Genomic DNA, 16,266 nt, shown 5'->3' on the forward strand with positions numbered 1-16,266 from the left:
CTCCTAAATGTTATTACAGTTTACGGGATTTTTTCGAAGTTTCCTTTAGCGCTGCTAAAAACTTGAGTACCACCCCCTGACGACGGTTGTGTCACACCTTTCACAGACCAAGTATCATCTATCTGTTTGGCTGTCGATTTCAATACGGGCGTTTTTTCGGTTGTTCGATAAATACCTTGCAGTTTTAGTTCGACTGTCCCTGCTGCACGATTATCTCCGAGTGGACCAATTCCTAGCTCTGATGGGGTTGTAGCAGGGTTCAGAGAGTAGTAGTTGCCTTGTGGAGCACCCGGTGATTGGAATTGATAAACGGTTTTTCCTCGGTTTAACGTTTCTACATTTACCGGTTGATTAAAATCTATGCCGTTTAAATGCCCTGGAATGCTTGTCTCTTCAAAGCCTTGTGTTCGGTAAAACTCCGTAGCGGTCTCTTTTCTTCCGCGGGCATTGATATCGTTATTGATATCCCCTGTCCGGCCGTATTTTTGATTCAGCTCAGCTCGTCTGTCATCTGGGCAGTTACTCGGAACGCAGCTCAACCCCAACGGATCCACCCACCCCGTAGGGTTAGGTACGTACTGGTAGTTGTTCAACCCACCCGCAAGCTTGATCGGATCCGGCGTCAAAAACCGTCCAGTCCCCGGATTGTAGTAGCGATGTCGGTTGTAATGTAAGCCCGTTTCGGCATCGAAGTACTGGCCCTGGAAGCGCAGCGGGTTGTCGATTTCTGCAACGTCGAGGGTGGCGAGGTTGCCGTAGGCGCGGTATTTCGCCGACCACATGATCTCGCCGCTGTAGTCGGTGAGTTCCTGCGGGGTGCCGAGGTGGTCGAGTTGGTAGTAGAACGGCGTGGCTTTCAGTGAGCCTTCGCCATCGAGCATCGCCAGCGGGCGGAAGCTACCCGGTTCGTAGATGTAGCTGCGATAGCGGTTGTCGGCGCTTTCGGCGATGAGGCGTTCGCCTTGCCACAGGAATTCGGTGGTGTGACCATCGACGGTTTTGGCGATGCGTCGGCCGAAGGCGTCGTACTGGTAGCTCGCGATGCTGCCGCCGGGGAGGCTGACACCGATCAGGCGATGTTGGCAGTCGTAACGGTACTCGGTGACGAGTTTTTGCCCGGTGCCGCGACGTTCGCGGATCAGGTTGCCATGGGCATCATAGTCATAGTGCCGGTCGCCCTGCATTAGCAGGCGGTTGCCTTTGACGTTGACCAGGTTCGCGGACGGCTGGTCGCCTTGGCCGAGGAGGTTGCCCGCCGGGTCGTGGGCGAAGCTTTCCGGGGTGGTGCCACGGACGTTGATCAGGCGATCGAGCGGATCGTAATGGTAGCTGCGCTTGCCTTTGCGGCTGTCGTCGATACCCGCAAGATTGCCGTTGGCATCGTAGGCGTAGCGACGGCGAAACAGGTTGCGGTCCTGCTGGCTGACGGTGTGGGCTTGCAAGCGGCCTTGTTCGTCGTACTGGTATTGGCTGAGCAGCAGGCCTTGTTGGCGCTGTTGTTCGCGACCGGCGCTGAACTGGTGCGTGGTCAGGCGCGAGCCGTTGAGGTCGATGCTGCTCAGGCGGCCGCCAGGTTGGTGGCGGTAGTCGAGTTTGCTGCCGTCGGGGAGGCGGCAATGACTCAACTGGCCCAGGTTGTCGTACTCGTAACGCAGAGTGCCCCAGCCTTGGTGTTCGGTGATCAGGCGGTCTTGCAGGTCATATTCGTAGGCGAGGGGCCAGTGGCCGTCGTCGACGTTGACGAGGCGGCCGAGGGCGTCGTAGCTGTAGTGAATTTCGTCGCCATCCGCCAGGGTTTTCACCAGCAAGCGGCCGGCGGCGTCGCGTTGGTATTCGGTGAACAACTCACTGCCGTCGTCGCCGAATTCGATTTTCTTCAGCAGTTGGCCGTTGAGGTCGTACTCGTAGGCCGTCCGGCGACCGTCGAAGCCGGTTTCCTGCTGGATCAGGCCGTTCGGGTAGTAATCGAGGTGATAGTGCTCGCCACGTTCGTTTTCGATCTCGCTGAGCAGCAGGCGCGAGTTGTCGTAGCGATAACGCAGTTGGCTGCCGTCCGGATTGATGCGACGACTGACCAAGTGCAGGTTATCGGCGTATTCGTAGCGGGTTACGCGGCCCAGTTCATCGCGTTCGGCAGTGACTTTGCCGTAGGCGTTGTAGGTGAAGGCGCGCGTAGCGCCGCCCGGCAAAGTGATTTGCGCGAGGCGGTTGGCAGCGTTCCATTGGTAGTGGGTGATCGCGCCGCTTTCGTCCTGACGGGTGATCTGCCGGCCCAAGGCGTCGTAGCGATATTTGCGCTGGCCGCCGTCCGGTAGCTGTTCTTCGAGCAGTTGGCCGAGGTTGTTCCAGCCCAGTTGATGACGACTGCCATCCGGGTGACGGATTTCCAGCAGACGGCCTTGGCGGTTGTAGCTGTAGTGGGTCGAGTTGCCGTCCGGGTCGACTTGTTCGGTGATGTCGCCCTGATCGTTGCGCCAGTATGTCCACTTTGCCGGGCCACGGTTCACCACACGGACGTAGCCGTGGTAGTACTCGTAAGTGGTGGGGGCGTCTTCCGGCGGAATCACCGCAACCAGTCGACCGGCTTCGTTGTACTGGTATTCGGTGACGGCGCCGAGTGGGTCTTTTTCGGCGATCAGGCGGCCCTTGTCATCGTAGGCCTTCAGGTGTTCGGCACCATCCGGGTCGACTTTGGCGACCAGTCGAGCCTGGTCGTCATGTGTGTAGACCTCTTCGCTGCCGTCAGCGTTGGTAACCGTGACGCTGCCCTTGTCATCCCAAGCGTAGTGCGCGTCCATCTGCGAGAAGCTTGCCCAGTGATGGATGCAGCGGGCTGACTTGCCTTCTTTTTCCCATTCCCAGTAGAAGCTGGCACCACCAGCCAGTTGCCGTTCGAGAATGACGTTCTGGTCGTTATAGGCATAACGCTCGGCTTCACCGGCGGCGTTTTTGGCTTCGATCAGGCGGTGCTGGGCGTCGTAGCCGTAGGTGACCAGGGTCTGGACGGTGCTCCAGGCATCTTCCAGGTTGTCCGCCGGGCTGAACTGCTGGTAATCGATGGCGACGATGTGTTTGCGGTCGTAACGCACGAGGAGGGCGCGACCGGCACCGTTATCGACACGTTTGATTCGTCCGTGAATGTCGCGGGTGATGTGCAGGCGGTTGTCGTAGCTGTCGCTGATGGCGATCAGCGTCGCGCCTTTGCTGTTGTAGCGGAAGTGGTAGAACTGGGTGCGTTCGCCGGCTTGGGTGAGGGTCAGTTCGGACGGATCGTCACCAAGGAAAATCGCCGCTTCCGACAGGCTGTTGGTGATCGCCGGGCGCTGCACACTGGGCAACGGGAAGGTGGTGACGCGGTTTTCGTGGTCGGTCCAGATTACTTCGTCGCCGTTGATGTCGACGCGTTGCGCCAGGGCGTGGCTCCAACCGTAACCGAGGCCGCAGTCGATTTCTGCGGCGCTGGTGCGATAGAGGCGCGTCCAGCTGAAGGGCAGCAGACCACCGAGTTCACCGTCGGTCAGGGTCAGCAGCTCTTCGCCGGTAACCATCGATACCGGGCAACCATTGGTGCAGGTTTTCTTGGCACAGGCGGCGCTTTTGTCGTCAGGCGTTTTTGACTGAGTAGGAGCGTCGTCGACCTTTTCCTTTGGTGCGAGGGTGGTCTGTTTGTCTTTCTTGCCACGCGGAAATGAAGAAGCGTCTTTCACTTCCTGCTTCGGCGTATCCGTGGTTTTCGGCACCTGACTTTTAGAACCGTTGGCGGCGGCCTCGTCGATTTTGAGCGCCGCCGTTTTGGTCGGCTTCATCGGCACGCTTTTGGCACTGGCAATCAGTGGCTTGGAAACCTCCGCGTGCGCTGGCAGGCTGTGCTTGCCGCTCAGGCTCATCAGTTTTGCGGCCAGCTCTTCAAGGTATTTGAGCGCCGTACCGGACTTGACCGTGGACAGAGTTTTGGTCCCCACCCGCACTGCGATCCCGGCACCGCCAGTGAGGCAAATACCCAATACCACGTTGATCAGGAATTCCGACGCAATGGCCGTCACCACGTCAACGATGACTTGCGGCGGCAGCATGCCGACCCACGCCACAATCGCCGAGACGTAAATGAACATCAGTGGTTCGTCACTGAGGATCAACAGACCCGAAGCAATGGACTCCTTGGACGCGGCATAGAGCTTGTCGATCTCGACATCCGACAGGTACTTGCGCAGCTTTTCGAGGTTTTCCTTTGGGTGTGCGAGTAGTTCGAACAGGCTTTTGATGTCATCCCACAGGCTGAGCAGCGCCTTTTCCAGACCATCCATCGCTCGTTTTAACAGAATGACAGAGCGGCCCGCGCGGTCAGCCGCCGAGTAACTGGCCCACTGAGGCTGGAACTTGCTCGACCATTCACTTTGCAACCAGCCGTTTAGATTGCCGATTACACCCTGGTAGGAGTCGTAGAGTGCTTTGACATTGCTTTGGGATACGTTCGGGAAAAAGGTAATGCGGTACATCTGGCCTTTCTTGCAGCCATCGATCACCTTGATGCCGCTCGGGCCGATCGTTGTTTCAATGACGGGGCCAGTGACGTCGTCGTAAAAAGTACCTTTGGTGACGGGTTCCAGTTTCACTGGCGTGTTGCCGATCGGTACGAATCGTGCTGATTCGAACATGTGGATCAGCGTGAAGTCGCCCGCCAGAGGGCAGGTCGCGTAGGTCTCGACCTTGCCGGTTTTGGTCTTGCGTTTGGTCACGCTGACTTCATTACCGACCTTGAAGGTTTGGTCGACATCCAATGCCCAACCGGTCAGGAAGCCGTCCGCCCATTCCTTGTAATCGCTCAGGCAGTTCTTGAAGTCTTTGAGAATCAGGTTCACGTCAGGGGTTTTGGCGTCCAGCACGTGTAGGACCAAGGTACCGATCGGGGTATTCATGACGTGACTTCCTTTGTCAGCTGAGCAGCGAGACGCTCTGCCAAATCTTCTGTATTGGGTTGTTGGCGCACGAAGCGCTCGACCTTGTGGCGCAAGTTATTTTCGGGAAAGGCGAAGAACAGTTCCGGGCAGTCCTCTCCCAGCCACTGCATCAGGTTGTCGACGACGGTGGTGTGGTCTTTTTCCGCCAAACTATCGAGCAACTTTTGCGGCACCTCCCACCACGGCCATTCCTTCGCTGGCGGCACGGCCCTCGGCCCAGCGTCCAGGCTCTGGCCATTGATCAGATAGCGGTCAAACACCGGCAATACTTCACCTGCGCCAGCACCCAACCCTTCAAGAATCGGGTAAATATGCCGCCCGTCCCAGAACCGGAAAAACACTTCGGTCCCATCGGGCATGCGTACCTGGGTCAAACTGCGCAGGTGCTCGAACACCACGTCCGGCGTGCTGGTGGACACTGCCAGCCAACCCCAGTCCTGAGCATCGGTTTCGGCGATCCATTGCAGAAAACCGGCATTGGGTTTCAGCTCGGCGAGGTAGGGCATGACGGGCTGCCAATCGGCGTAAGGCGTGCCGCTCCAGATCGGGATCAATTCCGGCGCCATGTCTTGCTGGTAGAAGGCCTTGAGTGGCTCGGCATCGCTGGCCGCGCTAACGATCAAGTACAACAGCTCACCCGTCTGCAACGGCCGTTCAGCCAGCCAAGCCTGTGGAGTCAACAGATCAGATCGCACAAGCACCTGCCTTGCACTTCTCGCACTCTTCACAGAATGGCGCGTTGCGTTTCAGGGTGTTGATCTGCGCCGGGCTCAGAACCGCCCCCGCCTTATCCGCATCCGCCTGTTTCAACACCCCCGGCATCAACGGTGCCGCGCCAGTCCCGTTGCCAGGACTGCCGCCGGAGTTCATGTTGATCACCGGCCCGCTCAGGGTGACGCCACTGCCGTCGATCTTGATGAAGCTGCCACCACCCTTGAGGGTGAGTTCGCTGCCGGCTTCGAGCACGACCTTCATGACGCTGCTCAGGTGGATCTCCTGGCCGGCTTCGATGAATTGGCCGGTGCCGACCTTGATGTGCTGGTTCACACCGACGGTGAGGTGGTCGTTGGCGCGGGTTTCGACTTTACGATCGGCGTAGACGGTGTGGTGTTCTTCGGCCTTGAATTCGCTGTAGCTGTTTTGTTCGACGGTGTCGTGGCGTTCGTTGCCGACGCGGATCTTCTGGTCGTGCTCGACGTTTTCGTCCCAGTCGCGCTGGGCGTGCAGGAAGATTTGTTCCTGGCCCTTTTTGTCTTCGATGCGCAGTTCGTTGTAACCGCCGCCACCTGGGGAACTCAGGGTCTTGAAGGTGCTGCGGGTCTTGTTCGCCGGCAGGTCGTAGGGGACGACGTTTTCCTTGTGGTACAGGCAGCCGCTGATCAGCGGTTGATCCGGGTCGCCTTCAAGGAAGGTCACCAGCACTTCCATGCCGATGCGCGGGATGGCGATGCCGCCGTAGTGGGCGCCGGCCCAGGCGGAGGAGACGCGCAGCCAGCAGCTGGTTTTGTCGTCGGCCTGACCTTCGCGGTCCCAGTGGAATTGCACTTTGACGCGGCCGTACTGGTCGCAGTGGATCTCTTCACCTTTGGGCCCGGTGACCACGGCGCTTTGGCTGCCGAGGATGCGTGGCTTGGGGTGGTTCAGCGGCGGGCGATTCGGGACGTCCCAGGGGGTGGCCTGGAAGCGGTTGCGATAGCCCTGATGGAAATCGTCCTTGAGGTTGGTGGTGCTGCTGGTTACCGACTCTTCCAGCACTTGCGGCTGTTTGCCTTCGTGGAGGATTTCAGTCAGCAGCCACAGGTCGTTCCACTTGGCTTTGGGGTGTTGGGTCAGGGCCAGGAAGTGGCCGCTGACCAGCAACGGCTGATCGCTTCGGCCTTCGGCCAACTGGAAGTCGCTGCGGTGACGTTCGAGGGCGCGTTTGGCCAGGTGCTTGCCGCGCTCGCGGTCGATGAAACGGCCGGGATAGTCGTAGTCTTCGAGGTCGGGCAGGGCGTCGCCGCGGTTTTCCGCTTCGAGGGTCAGGCGCGGTTTTTCGAAGTCGTAGTCGCGGCGGGTGGTGCGGCTGGTGCGGGTTTCCAAACGCAGGTCGAAGCGTTTGATCACCGGGTTGTTGGCGACCATGCCGGAGTCTTGCTGGTAGGCCACGGGTGCGAGTTTCGGGAACACCGTCTGGTCATCGCCGAACACCAGCTTGTGGGCCGTGGTGCTGTGCTGGAAGTGGTAGTGGATACCTTCTTCCTCGCACAGGCGCTGGACAAATTGCAGGTCCGATTCATCGTATTGAACGCAGTAAATGCGCTCGGGATAGATCGCCCCGACTTTGAATTCGTAGGTGTTGCTTTGGATGCCGTGTTCTTCAAGGACCATGCCGATGATTTTCGGCACGCTGAGGTTCTGGAAGATGCGTTGGTTGATGCGGTGCGCGAGGTAGGACAGTTGCGGGCGCAGGGTCACCGCGTAGCGGGTCAGGCGTTTGCCGGAATCACCCTGGGCGGCGCGATAGATCTGGCCATGGATGCCGCTGCCGTCAGGCGAGAGCTGCAAGAAGGCCGGTTTGTGCAGCAGGGTTTCGAGGTCCAGGGACGGCTGTTCACTGACCAAGTCCACCTCAAACACAAAAGGCTGGCTGATGGCTTCCCGACCTTGCAGGGCAAGGACCTGGAGATCGTTATCCAGACCTTCGATAGTCAAGACAAAGTGAGTCTGATTGGCCGGCGCGAACATCCCTTGTTCCTCGTGCAGTGCTGCGGCGTAAACCAATACCCGATCAAGGATTAGCAGACGCAAAATTCTGGAAAGGCGTAAACAACATCGACCAGCAGAGCTGGCCGATGCGTGAAGCGGTCAGCCGCGATTAAGCGACTGGTTGACGCCAGTCATCGGAACCCGAAGTACCGGATACTTCGTGGGTCCAGGTGATTTTGCGGTAGGTGAACTGCACTTCTTCCAGGTGCGTGAAGTGGGAGTTCGACGGATCCTGGCAGTTGTGCATTTTGTTGTTGATGGCGACGATGATCGCATCTTCCAGTTTGGTGGTGTAGTAGTGCTCTTGGGTACCCTGAGCTGAAGTACGGAACCACTGGATAACGATTTCGCTCATGCGCTCGCCGGAGGTCAGCGCAGCTTGCAGCAGTGGCGAAGACTTGTCGTAGACCTTGGTGATCACGACGGGCTTGTGTACGCGCTGACCGGTCGGTTGGCCGGACTGCGGGTCACGCGGGATGATTACGTCGTGGTTGAAAGCCTGAACCATGACCTGGTCTTCGTGACCTTCCTGGTAGGTGTTGCCAACCGAGTCGGCGGTGAACGCGCCGGCAGTGATCAGACCTTGTTTTTCGCCAGTGACGGACATGTACGCTGGTGTAGCCATGGATGTGCTCCTTGCTAAAAGTTAGGGTGCCCGGGAGGCGGTATCGCCCGGTGGGTGCCTGACTGTTATCAAGGAGCGTGCCAGCTTTTGTGAAGTGCCAGACGCCGGTGGCCTGCCGGCCCTGGCTCGCCGTTCAGCGAGTTTTTTACAACCATAATCGGAAGAAAGTGCGCAAGAAATTGCGCACCACTGCGCAACTTCTTGCGCACAATGGCCCAATGATGGCGCTCACTGTGCGAAGAAAGAGAATTTCATAACCTCCCAATTCGCATCAAGGTAGTTGAAGGTAATGCTGGACCGGAGAAGTACCAATGCTAACCGATCTACAAGCTCGTCTATCACTCGCAGAGCTAGCCGAAAAATACTTAGAGGGAAGAGATCCTGCTTATGGTCGGCTGATCGAAGTCATTCATGATCCAGCGCGGCAAGTGCCTATCAAAGGGGTACTTGAGGCCATTCGCCGATACCAAAAAGCGCCGTACACACAACAAGAGCTTGAGCTGATCGATGACCTTTTATACATGTACGGATAATTGGCAAAACGCGATTCGGGATAGTCCAACAAGATCTGCCGATCAATCTGCCGCGCATCGTTGAACCCTGGCCCATCCTCCGACCGACACCACCGCACAAACGCCTGCCAGCGATCACTGTGCGCTTTGACCGTGCCGTAATGCTCACCGCCAAACAGGTCGCGGAGGGCCTGCGGCCCGGCATAACTCAGTTGTCGGCCATAGCCAAAATTGCGCCCGTCCCGTCTACCGACCAATGCCATGATCAAACTCCTCTCGAAGCCAAAACTTTTAAAACTTTCCCCACGTCATCCCGCCAAGAATGTTGAGTGTTATCAGGGATCAAGGCCCCTGCGACCTGTGAGGGTTGTCCACTAACGCGGGACTGACGGCTCTTTACGACCGGGAGCTTGGGCATCTCATGATCTGGCCTCCTGAACACCGTTACCGGTGGGCGGGCGGAGGTTGCATTGGCTGACGAGACCAGCGCCGTGGGATCCTGAGTCAGGTGAAGGCAGTGAGGCGATGACCGGGGCATCCCTGACTGTCAGTCAGGTGCAGTCCATTCCTTGGGCTGCGGCACCATCATCTGCATCGCTGTTGCTGGTGACTTCGGTGTTTGTCACGCCGATTGTCACGAGGGGAAATGCCGCAAAGCCTTGTACGAGTTGGGCTGCAGCAGCGGTAGGAGCGCCCGTCTCTTTCCGGGAGAAAGAGACGGGCGCAGGTTGGCGCAAGGAAATGGCCAAGCGGATAGGTTGCTGCAGGGCAGCTATGAAAGGGAATGAGTTGCCGCAGTGGGCACGCTGGTAAAAGTAGGCATCCATCACATCGCTGTGACCGTGCGAGCCGCCGGACGCTCATCGCACTTTGGGAGAACCACCACGGTGTGGCGTAGCCTTAAAGGTTCTGGCTACCTGGGTTGCTGTCAACGACAGCGCTTTGCCCGATCTTTTCTACGCCTGTGGATAATTGAGGTCAAGACTCCAATTTTCGGGAGTTCTGCGGCGGTGGATGAAATTATCCACCGGTGGAAATCAGTGGTTTTCCACAGACAGTTTGCGCGGGCTTTAGATTTCTTAAGTGAGGTCCATCCAAACAGGGCGGCTTTGCAGCCCTGTTTGGATGGACCCGCGTGGAAGGGCGGACTGCGGTGATCTCATTGGCTTACCAGTGTTGGAATGCGCCACGGTAGTTTTGCAAGGTTGTCGTCGAGCGGGTCGAATTCGTGAGGCATCAAGTGATCACTGAGTCGCCGTTGATTCTGTCTCGATAGGCAACTTTTGGGGAGGATCATCTTTGTGTGCATGGGATGCTGTTAGAGGCGGTGCAGAAGGGCGAGCGAGGAACTGATTAACGCGAGTATCAAATTGATCGCGAAGGTTGGCTGTAATGCCTTCTTTGAGGGCATCGAGATAGTCTGCATACCACTGCATCATGATCCGACGTTGCGGTAGGTATAGGGCTTGATTGTACTCACCAGAGATGCCGCCCTCGACGTGAGCCAGCTGGCTTTCGACATGGTCCTTCAGCCAACCATGTTCGCGCAGCAGCGTGCTTGCTGTATGGCGAGTGCCATGGCTGACGAGTCGTCCTTTATAGCCGATCTTGGCGAACACCAGATTGATCGTGTTTTCACTGATGACCGGCTGTTTTTCGCCATTGCCCGGGAATAGATATTGGCTGCGTCCAGTGCTTTGGTTCAGCTTGATGAGCATAGCGATCAGTTGATGAGGTAGAGGGCTGACGTAGTCTCTGCGCATCTTCATGCGGGCGGCTGGGATGGTCCATATCCCTTCCTCGAAATCAATTTCCTCCCATTTTGCGTAGCGAACCATCCCGGGGCGGCTAGCGGTCAAAATCGTCATCCATGACGCAATCCTCGCTGGTAACCGGCTGGTGGTCTTGCTCAAGGCCTGGAGAAATTCAGGCAGTTCGTTTTCGTGCAGATGTGGGTAGTGCTGAGTTGGCGGTGGAGCTATCGCAATGGCATGGAGTTCGGAGGCTGGATTGTGTTCGCACAGGCCGCGTGCGATCGCTTGACTAAAAATCTGTTTGAGCCAGGTTCGGGTTTTGTCTGCGACGTTGAAGGCGCCCCGTTTTTCGATGCTGGCCTGTAGGTTGGCGCAGTCACCTCGGGTAATTACGCTCAACTGCTTCTCACCCAGGGAGGGCAGCAAATCTTTATCGAGGTAGTCGCGGATTTTCTTCAGCGTCGCGGGGCTGCGTCCGGAGTCGGACTTGAACTGATACCAGTATTCCGCCGCGCGACTGAAGGTGTTGAGTCCCGCTTCTTGCTGCTGCAGCTTGTCATCGCGGCGTTTTGTTCCGGGGTTGGTCCCTTGTTTGAGCAGGCTGCGACACTCTGTCGCCAGTTCACGAGCCTCCTGTAAGGAAACATGCGGGTAGACACCCAGAGACATGCGGGCAGCGCGGCCCTGGAAGCGATAACGGAAATGCCAATACTTGCTGCCGTTCGGTTTCACCAGCAGGGCAAGACCCGAACTATCACTCAGGGTAAATGCCTTTTCGGCAGGCTTGGAAGCTTTGATCTGCAAGACGGTCAGTGGCATCTGTGTACATCTCCCGTTCTCGAACTGGATTTGTACTCAAAAATGTACCAAAAAGACGCTGGCTTGCAAGAGATGGGGGTGGAACCCCAGAGACCAAAAAGCCCGCAGTTAGCGGGCTCTAGGGGTGTTGCGTAGACGCTGGTAGTCGTCTATGTACTGCAAATGGTGCCCCGAGGGAGACTCGAACTCCCACTCCTTTCGAAAACGGATTTTGAATCCGCCGCGTCTACCAATTCCGCCATCAGGGCTCAATGGCGGCGAAGTATAGAGATGAGATAACCGTCGGTCAATCAGGTACATGGAGAATTTTCACTATTTCCGCTAGACTTCCGGGCCCTGCTAGACGAACCCCATCATGCGCGTTGCTGACTTTACTTTCGAACTCCCTGATTCGCTGATTGCTCGCCACCCTTTGGCCGAGCGTCGCAACAGTCGCCTGTTGACCCTTGATGGGGTCAGCGGCGCCCTGGCACACCGTCAATTCACTGATTTGCTTGAGCATTTGCGCCCGGGCGATTTGATGGTGTTCAACAATACCCGGGTGATTCCGGCGCGGCTGTTTGGCCAGAAGGCTTCCGGCGGCAAGCTGGAAATCCTGGTGGAGCGGGTGCTGGACAGCCATCGCGTGCTGGCCCATGTACGCTCCAGCAAGTCGCCGAAGCCGGGTTCGAAGATCCTCATCGACGGCGGTGGCGAAGCCGAGATGCTGGCGCGTCACGATGCGTTGTTCGAGCTGGGGTTTAGCGAGGAGGTGTTGCCGCTGCTCGACCGCGTCGGGCACATGCCGTTGCCTCCTTATATAGACCGCCCGGATGAAGGCTCGGACCGCGAGCGTTATCAGACGGTGTACGCCGAGCGCCTGGGCGCGGTGGCGGCGCCGACGGCGGGGTTGCATTTCGATCAGCCGCTGATGGAGGCGATTGCCGCCAAGGGCGTCGAGACGGCGTTCGTGACTTTGCACGTGGGCGCGGGCACGTTCCAGCCGGTGCGGGTCGAGAAGATCGAAGATCACCACATGCACACCGAGTGGCTGGAAGTCGGCCAGGACGTGGTCGATGCCGTCGCCGCTTGCCGTGCTCGCGGTGGTCGCGTGGTGGCCGTGGGGACCACCAGCGTGCGTTCCCTGGAAAGTGCCGCGCGCGATGGCGTGCTCAAGCCGTTCAGTGGCGACACGGACATCTTTATTTACCCGGGCCGGCCGTTTCATGTGGTCGATGCCCTGGTCACCAACTTTCATTTGCCCGAATCCACGCTGTTGATGCTGGTTTCGGCGTTCGCCGGTTATCCCGAAGCCATGGCCGCCTATAAAGCTGCCGTGGAGCATGAATACCGCTTTTTCAGCTACGGTGATGCGATGTTTATCACCCGTAACCCCGCACCACGTGGCCCTGAGGACAAAGAATGAGTCGCCAAAGTCGTATGTCGTTTGAGTTGCTTGCTACCGACGGCAAGGCTCGTCGCGGTCGTTTGACCTTTCCACGCGGTACTGTCGAGACCCCGGCCTTCATGCCGGTGGGCACGTACGGCACCGTCAAGGGCATGCTGCCGCGGGATATCGTCGCGACCGGCGCGGAAATCATTCTGGGCAACACCTTCCACTTGTGGCTGCGTCCGGGCACCGAAGTGATCAAGAAGCACGGCGACCTGCACGATTTCATGCAGTGGAAAGGCCCGATTCTGACCGACTCCGGCGGTTTCCAGGTGTTCAGCCTGGGCGCTATGCGCAAGATCAAGGAGGAGGGCGTGACCTTCGCCTCTCCGGTTGATGGCGCCAAGGTGTTCATGGGGCCGGAAGAGTCGATGCAGGTCCAGCGTGACCTGGGCTCGGACATCGTGATGATTTTCGACGAATGCACGCCGTACCCGGCCGATGAAGACGTCGCTCGTGTGTCGATGGAGCTGTCGTTGCGCTGGGCCAAGCGTTCGAAAGAAGCCCACGGCGACAACACGGCGGCGCTGTTCGGCATCGTTCAGGGTGGCATGCACCAGGATTTGCGCATGCGTTCGCTGGAAGGCCTCGACCAGATCGGTTTCGATGGCCTGGCCATCGGCGGCTTGTCTGTAGGCGAGCCGAAGCACGAGATGATCAAGGTGCTGGATTACCTGCCGGGCCAGATGCCGGCTGACAAACCTCGTTACCTTATGGGCGTTGGCAAACCGGAAGATCTGGTTGAGGGTGTGCGCCGCGGTGTGGACATGTTCGATTGCGTGATGCCAACCCGTAATGCCCGCAATGGGCATCTGTTCATTGATACTGGTGTGCTGAAGATCCGTAACGCGTTCCATCGCCATGATGATTCGCCGCTCGATCCGACCTGCGATTGCTATACCTGCCAGAACTTCTCCCGCGCTTATCTGCATCACCTGGACAAGTGCGGCGAAATGCTGGGAAGCATGCTCAATACCATCCATAACTTGCGTCATTATCAAGTGCTTATGGCTGGTTTGCGCGAGGCTATTCAACAGGGTACATTGGCCGCCTTTGTCGATGCCTTCTACGCCAAACGCGGGTTACCTGTTCCGCCTTTGGACTGAGTTTTCTGACCCCAAGATTCAACATTTGCAACTGGAGTGCTAAATGAGCTTTTTTATCTCGAATGCCATGGCTGACGCTGCTGCACCGGCCGCTGCCGGCCCTATGGGTGGCGGTTTTGAGTGGATTTTCCTGGTCGGTTTCCTGGTCATCTTCTACCTGATGATCTGGCGTCCACAGGCCAAGCGCGCCAAAGAGCAGAAGAACCTGCTGAGCAGCCTGCAGAAAGGCGACGAAGTTGTGACCACCGGCGGCATCGCCGGCAAGATCACTAAAGTGGCTGATGATTTCGTGGTTCTGGAAGTTTCCGACACCGTCGAAATGAAGTTCCAGAAAGGCGCTATTGCCGCCACGCTGCCAAAAGGCACGCTGAAAGCGATCTAAGTTTCAACTTCTACTCAATCGACGGGGCGCGCAAGGCGCCCCGCGTCATAAGCGGGCGGCGTGATGCTGAACAAATACCCTCTGTGGAAATACATTCTGATCCTGGCGGTGCTGGCGGTCGGTCTGATTTATTCCGCTCCCAATTTATATCCTGATGACCCGGCCATTCAGGTCAGCGGCGCAAGCACTGCGCTGCAAGTCAATCAGGCTGATCTGGACCGTGTGAGCGCTGCGCTCAAGGAATCCGGGATCAACGTCAAGGCAGCCACGCTGGCGGCCAACGGCAAGGGCGGTCTGATTCGTCTGACCAAGGCTGAAGACCAGCTGCCGGCCAAAGACGTCGTGCGCAAGGCATTGGGTGATGACTACGTCGTTGCACTGAACCTGGCACAAACCACTCCGCAGTGGCTGCGCAGCCTCGGCGCGCACCCGATGAAGCTGGGTCTGGACTTGTCCGGTGGTGTGCACTTCCTGCTGGAAGTGGACATGGACAAAGCCCTCGACGCACGCTTGAAAGTGTACGAAGGCGATGTGAAGAGCCTGTTGCGTAAAGAGAAACTGCGCTATCGCAGCCTGCCGCAACTCAACGGTGCCATCCAGCTGGGCTTCGCTGATGAAGCTTCCCGCGAACAGGCCCGCGCACTGATCCGCAAGAACTTCAACGATTTCGACATTGTGCCGGCCGACCTGAATGGTCAGGCGGTGCTGCGTCTGGCGATGACCCCGGCCAAGCTGGCGGAAATCCGCGAATACTCCATCAAGCAGAACTTGACCACGGTCCGTAACCGCGTCAACGAGCTGGGTGTTGCCGAACCGATCGTTCAGCGTCAGGGCGCCAACCGCATCGTGGTTGAGCTGCCGGGCGTGCAGGACACCGCAGAAGCCAAGCGTATCCTCGGCAAGACGGCCAACCTTGAATTCCGTCTGGCTGCAGAGCCTGGCGCTTCGAAAGCCACTTCCGAGACGTTCGAGTTCCGTGAAGGCAACCGTCCTCCGGCACAGATCGAGCGTGGCCTGATCATCACTGGTGACCAGGTGACTGACGCCAAGGCTGGCTTCGGCGAGCACGGCACGCCAGAAGTGAACATCCGTCTGGATGGTCACGGTGGCGAGCTGATGAGCCGCGCAACGCGCAGCAACGTCGGTCGCAGCATGGCGGTAATCTTCATCGAGCAGCGTCCGGTTACCACTTACGTCAAGCAAGTGGTTAACGGCGTCGAGAAAGACGTACCGGTTCAAACCTTCAAGGAAGAGAAGAAGATCATCAGCCTGGCGACCATCCAGTCGCCGCTGGGTGCTCAATTCCGCATCACTGGCCTGAACGGTCAGGGCGAGTCGTCCGAACTGGCGCTGTTGCTGCGTGCCGGTGGTCTGGCTGCACCGATGTACTTCGCTGAAGAGCGCACAATTGGCCCGAGCCTGGGTGCCGACAACATCGTCAAGGGTATCGATGCATCGCTGTGGGGCATGCTGTTTGTCTCGCTGTTCATCATCGCCATCTACCGCTTCTTCGGCATCATCGCCACCGTCGCGCTGGCGGTGAACATGGTGCTGCTGCTGGCCCTGATGTCGCTGCTGGGTGCAACGCTGACCCTGCCGGGTATCGCCGGTATCGTGTTGACCATGGGTATGGCGGTCGACGCCAACGTCCTGATCTTCTCGCGGATTCGTGAAGAGATCGCGGCGGGCATGACCGTGCAGCGGGCAATCAATGAAGGCTTCGGCCGGGCATTCACCGCGATTCTCGACGCCAACCTGACAACGTTGTTGGTCGGCGGGATTCTCTTTGCGATGGGCACAGGCCCGGTCAAAGGCTTCGCAGTGACCATGTCCCTCGGGATCTTTACCTCGATGTTCACGGCCATCATGGTGACCCGCGCGATGGTCAACCTGATCTTCGGCGGTCGTGACTTCAAGAAGTTGTGGATTTAAG

Annotated in this window: 10 protein-coding genes, 1 tRNA gene and 1 pseudogene; 5 read left to right on the forward strand and 7 right to left on the reverse strand. The window is 58.1% G+C overall.

All coding sequences use genetic code 11. The features are described 5' to 3' along the window. Positions 1-20 precede the first annotated feature (20 nt). The 4 genes from ACM1ZW_RS14165 to ACM1ZW_RS14180 all read right to left on the reverse strand — a co-directional run bounded on the left by ACM1ZW_RS14165 (position 21) and on the right by ACM1ZW_RS14180 (position 8,331). A complete protein-coding gene (locus ACM1ZW_RS14165) occupies positions 21-4,916 on the reverse strand; it encodes a polymorphic toxin type 46 domain-containing protein (RefSeq protein WP_416740736.1) in 4,896 nt (1,631 codons plus the stop codon). Next, positions 4,913-5,653 (reverse strand): DUF4123 domain-containing protein, encoded by a 741-nt coding sequence (locus tag ACM1ZW_RS14170; RefSeq protein WP_416740737.1) that lies wholly within the window; start codon positions 5,651-5,653, stop codon positions 4,913-4,915. The genes ACM1ZW_RS14165 and ACM1ZW_RS14170 overlap by 4 nt, the downstream gene beginning before the upstream one ends. Beyond that, positions 5,643-7,685 carry a type VI secretion system tip protein TssI/VgrG gene (gene tssI / locus ACM1ZW_RS14175; RefSeq protein ID WP_416740738.1) on the reverse strand — a complete coding sequence of 681 codons (2,043 nt, stop codon included), beginning with the start codon at positions 7,683-7,685 and terminating at the stop codon, positions 5,643-5,645. The genes ACM1ZW_RS14170 and tssI overlap by 11 nt, the downstream gene beginning before the upstream one ends. A gap of 130 nt (positions 7,686-7,815) precedes the next feature. Next, entirely contained in the window at positions 7,816-8,331 is a 516-nt protein-coding gene (locus tag ACM1ZW_RS14180) for an Hcp family type VI secretion system effector (RefSeq protein ID WP_017338154.1), read from the reverse strand. A 311-nt stretch (positions 8,332-8,642) separates the two neighbouring features. On the opposite strand from ACM1ZW_RS14180, the gene ACM1ZW_RS14185 reads away from it, so the two are divergent. Further along, the gene (locus ACM1ZW_RS14185; protein WP_017338155.1) at positions 8,643-8,864 is read left to right on the forward strand and encodes a hypothetical protein; all 222 of its coding nucleotides are present in this window, start codon (positions 8,643-8,645) and stop codon (positions 8,862-8,864) included. A 19-nt stretch (positions 8,865-8,883) separates the two neighbouring features. Here ACM1ZW_RS14185 and ACM1ZW_RS14190 read toward each other — a convergent pair. The 3 genes and pseudogenes from ACM1ZW_RS14190 to ACM1ZW_RS14200 all read right to left on the reverse strand — a co-directional run. After that, positions 8,884-9,106 (reverse strand): annotated as a pseudogene (locus ACM1ZW_RS14190) (integrase); the annotation flags it as partial. 981 nt (positions 9,107-10,087) lie between these two features. Beyond that, positions 10,088-11,416 carry a tyrosine-type recombinase/integrase gene (locus ACM1ZW_RS14195; RefSeq protein WP_416740739.1) on the reverse strand — a complete coding sequence of 443 codons (1,329 nt, stop codon included), beginning with the start codon at positions 11,414-11,416 and terminating at the stop codon, positions 10,088-10,090. 163 nt (positions 11,417-11,579) lie between these two features. Then, positions 11,580-11,664: transfer RNA gene (locus ACM1ZW_RS14200), tRNA-Leu, on the reverse strand. A gap of 107 nt (positions 11,665-11,771) precedes the next feature. Between ACM1ZW_RS14200 and queA the strand changes: the two genes are divergently transcribed. From queA to secD, 4 genes are all read left to right on the forward strand, one after another. Next, complete coding sequence (gene queA, locus ACM1ZW_RS14205; protein ID WP_414879449.1) at positions 11,772-12,821, forward strand: tRNA preQ1(34) S-adenosylmethionine ribosyltransferase-isomerase QueA; 1,050 nt, start codon at positions 11,772-11,774, stop codon at positions 12,819-12,821. Positions 12,822-12,835: 14 nt separating this feature from the next. Beyond that, entirely contained in the window at positions 12,836-13,951 is a 1,116-nt protein-coding gene (gene tgt / locus ACM1ZW_RS14210) for a tRNA guanosine(34) transglycosylase Tgt (RefSeq protein WP_162491076.1), read from the forward strand. 43 nt (positions 13,952-13,994) lie between these two features. Then, entirely contained in the window at positions 13,995-14,333 is a 339-nt protein-coding gene (yajC, locus tag ACM1ZW_RS14215) for a preprotein translocase subunit YajC (RefSeq protein ID WP_007916913.1), read from the forward strand. A gap of 63 nt (positions 14,334-14,396) precedes the next feature. Next, the gene (secD, locus tag ACM1ZW_RS14220) at positions 14,397-16,265 is read left to right on the forward strand and encodes a protein translocase subunit SecD (protein WP_414879450.1); all 1,869 of its coding nucleotides are present in this window, start codon (positions 14,397-14,399) and stop codon (positions 16,263-16,265) included. Position 16,266 lies beyond the last annotated feature (1 nt).

The organism is Pseudomonas sp. NFX71 (assembly GCF_048079215.1).
Classification (GTDB): Bacteria; Pseudomonadota; Gammaproteobacteria; order Pseudomonadales; family Pseudomonadaceae; genus Aquipseudomonas; species Aquipseudomonas fluorescens_B.

Coding starts and splice junctions, on each gene's coding strand:
- ACM1ZW_RS14165 (WP_416740736.1), bottom strand. CDS start 4,916: ATGAATACCCCGATCGGTACCTTGGTCCTACACGTGCTGGACGCCAAA.
- tssI (WP_416740738.1), bottom strand. CDS start 7,685: ATGTTCGCGCCGGCCAATCAGACTCACTTTGTCTTGACTATCGAAGGT.
- ACM1ZW_RS14180 (WP_017338154.1), bottom strand. CDS start 8,331: ATGGCTACACCAGCGTACATGTCCGTCACTGGCGAAAAACAAGGTCTG.
- ACM1ZW_RS14185 (WP_017338155.1), top strand. CDS start 8,643: ATGCTAACCGATCTACAAGCTCGTCTATCACTCGCAGAGCTAGCCGAA.
- ACM1ZW_RS14195 (WP_416740739.1), bottom strand. CDS start 11,416: ATGCCACTGACCGTCTTGCAGATCAAAGCTTCCAAGCCTGCCGAAAAG.
- queA (WP_414879449.1), top strand. CDS start 11,772: ATGCGCGTTGCTGACTTTACTTTCGAACTCCCTGATTCGCTGATTGCT.
- tgt (WP_162491076.1), top strand. CDS start 12,836: ATGTCGTTTGAGTTGCTTGCTACCGACGGCAAGGCTCGTCGCGGTCGT.
- yajC (WP_007916913.1), top strand. CDS start 13,995: ATGAGCTTTTTTATCTCGAATGCCATGGCTGACGCTGCTGCACCGGCC.
- secD (WP_414879450.1), top strand. CDS start 14,397: ATGCTGAACAAATACCCTCTGTGGAAATACATTCTGATCCTGGCGGTG.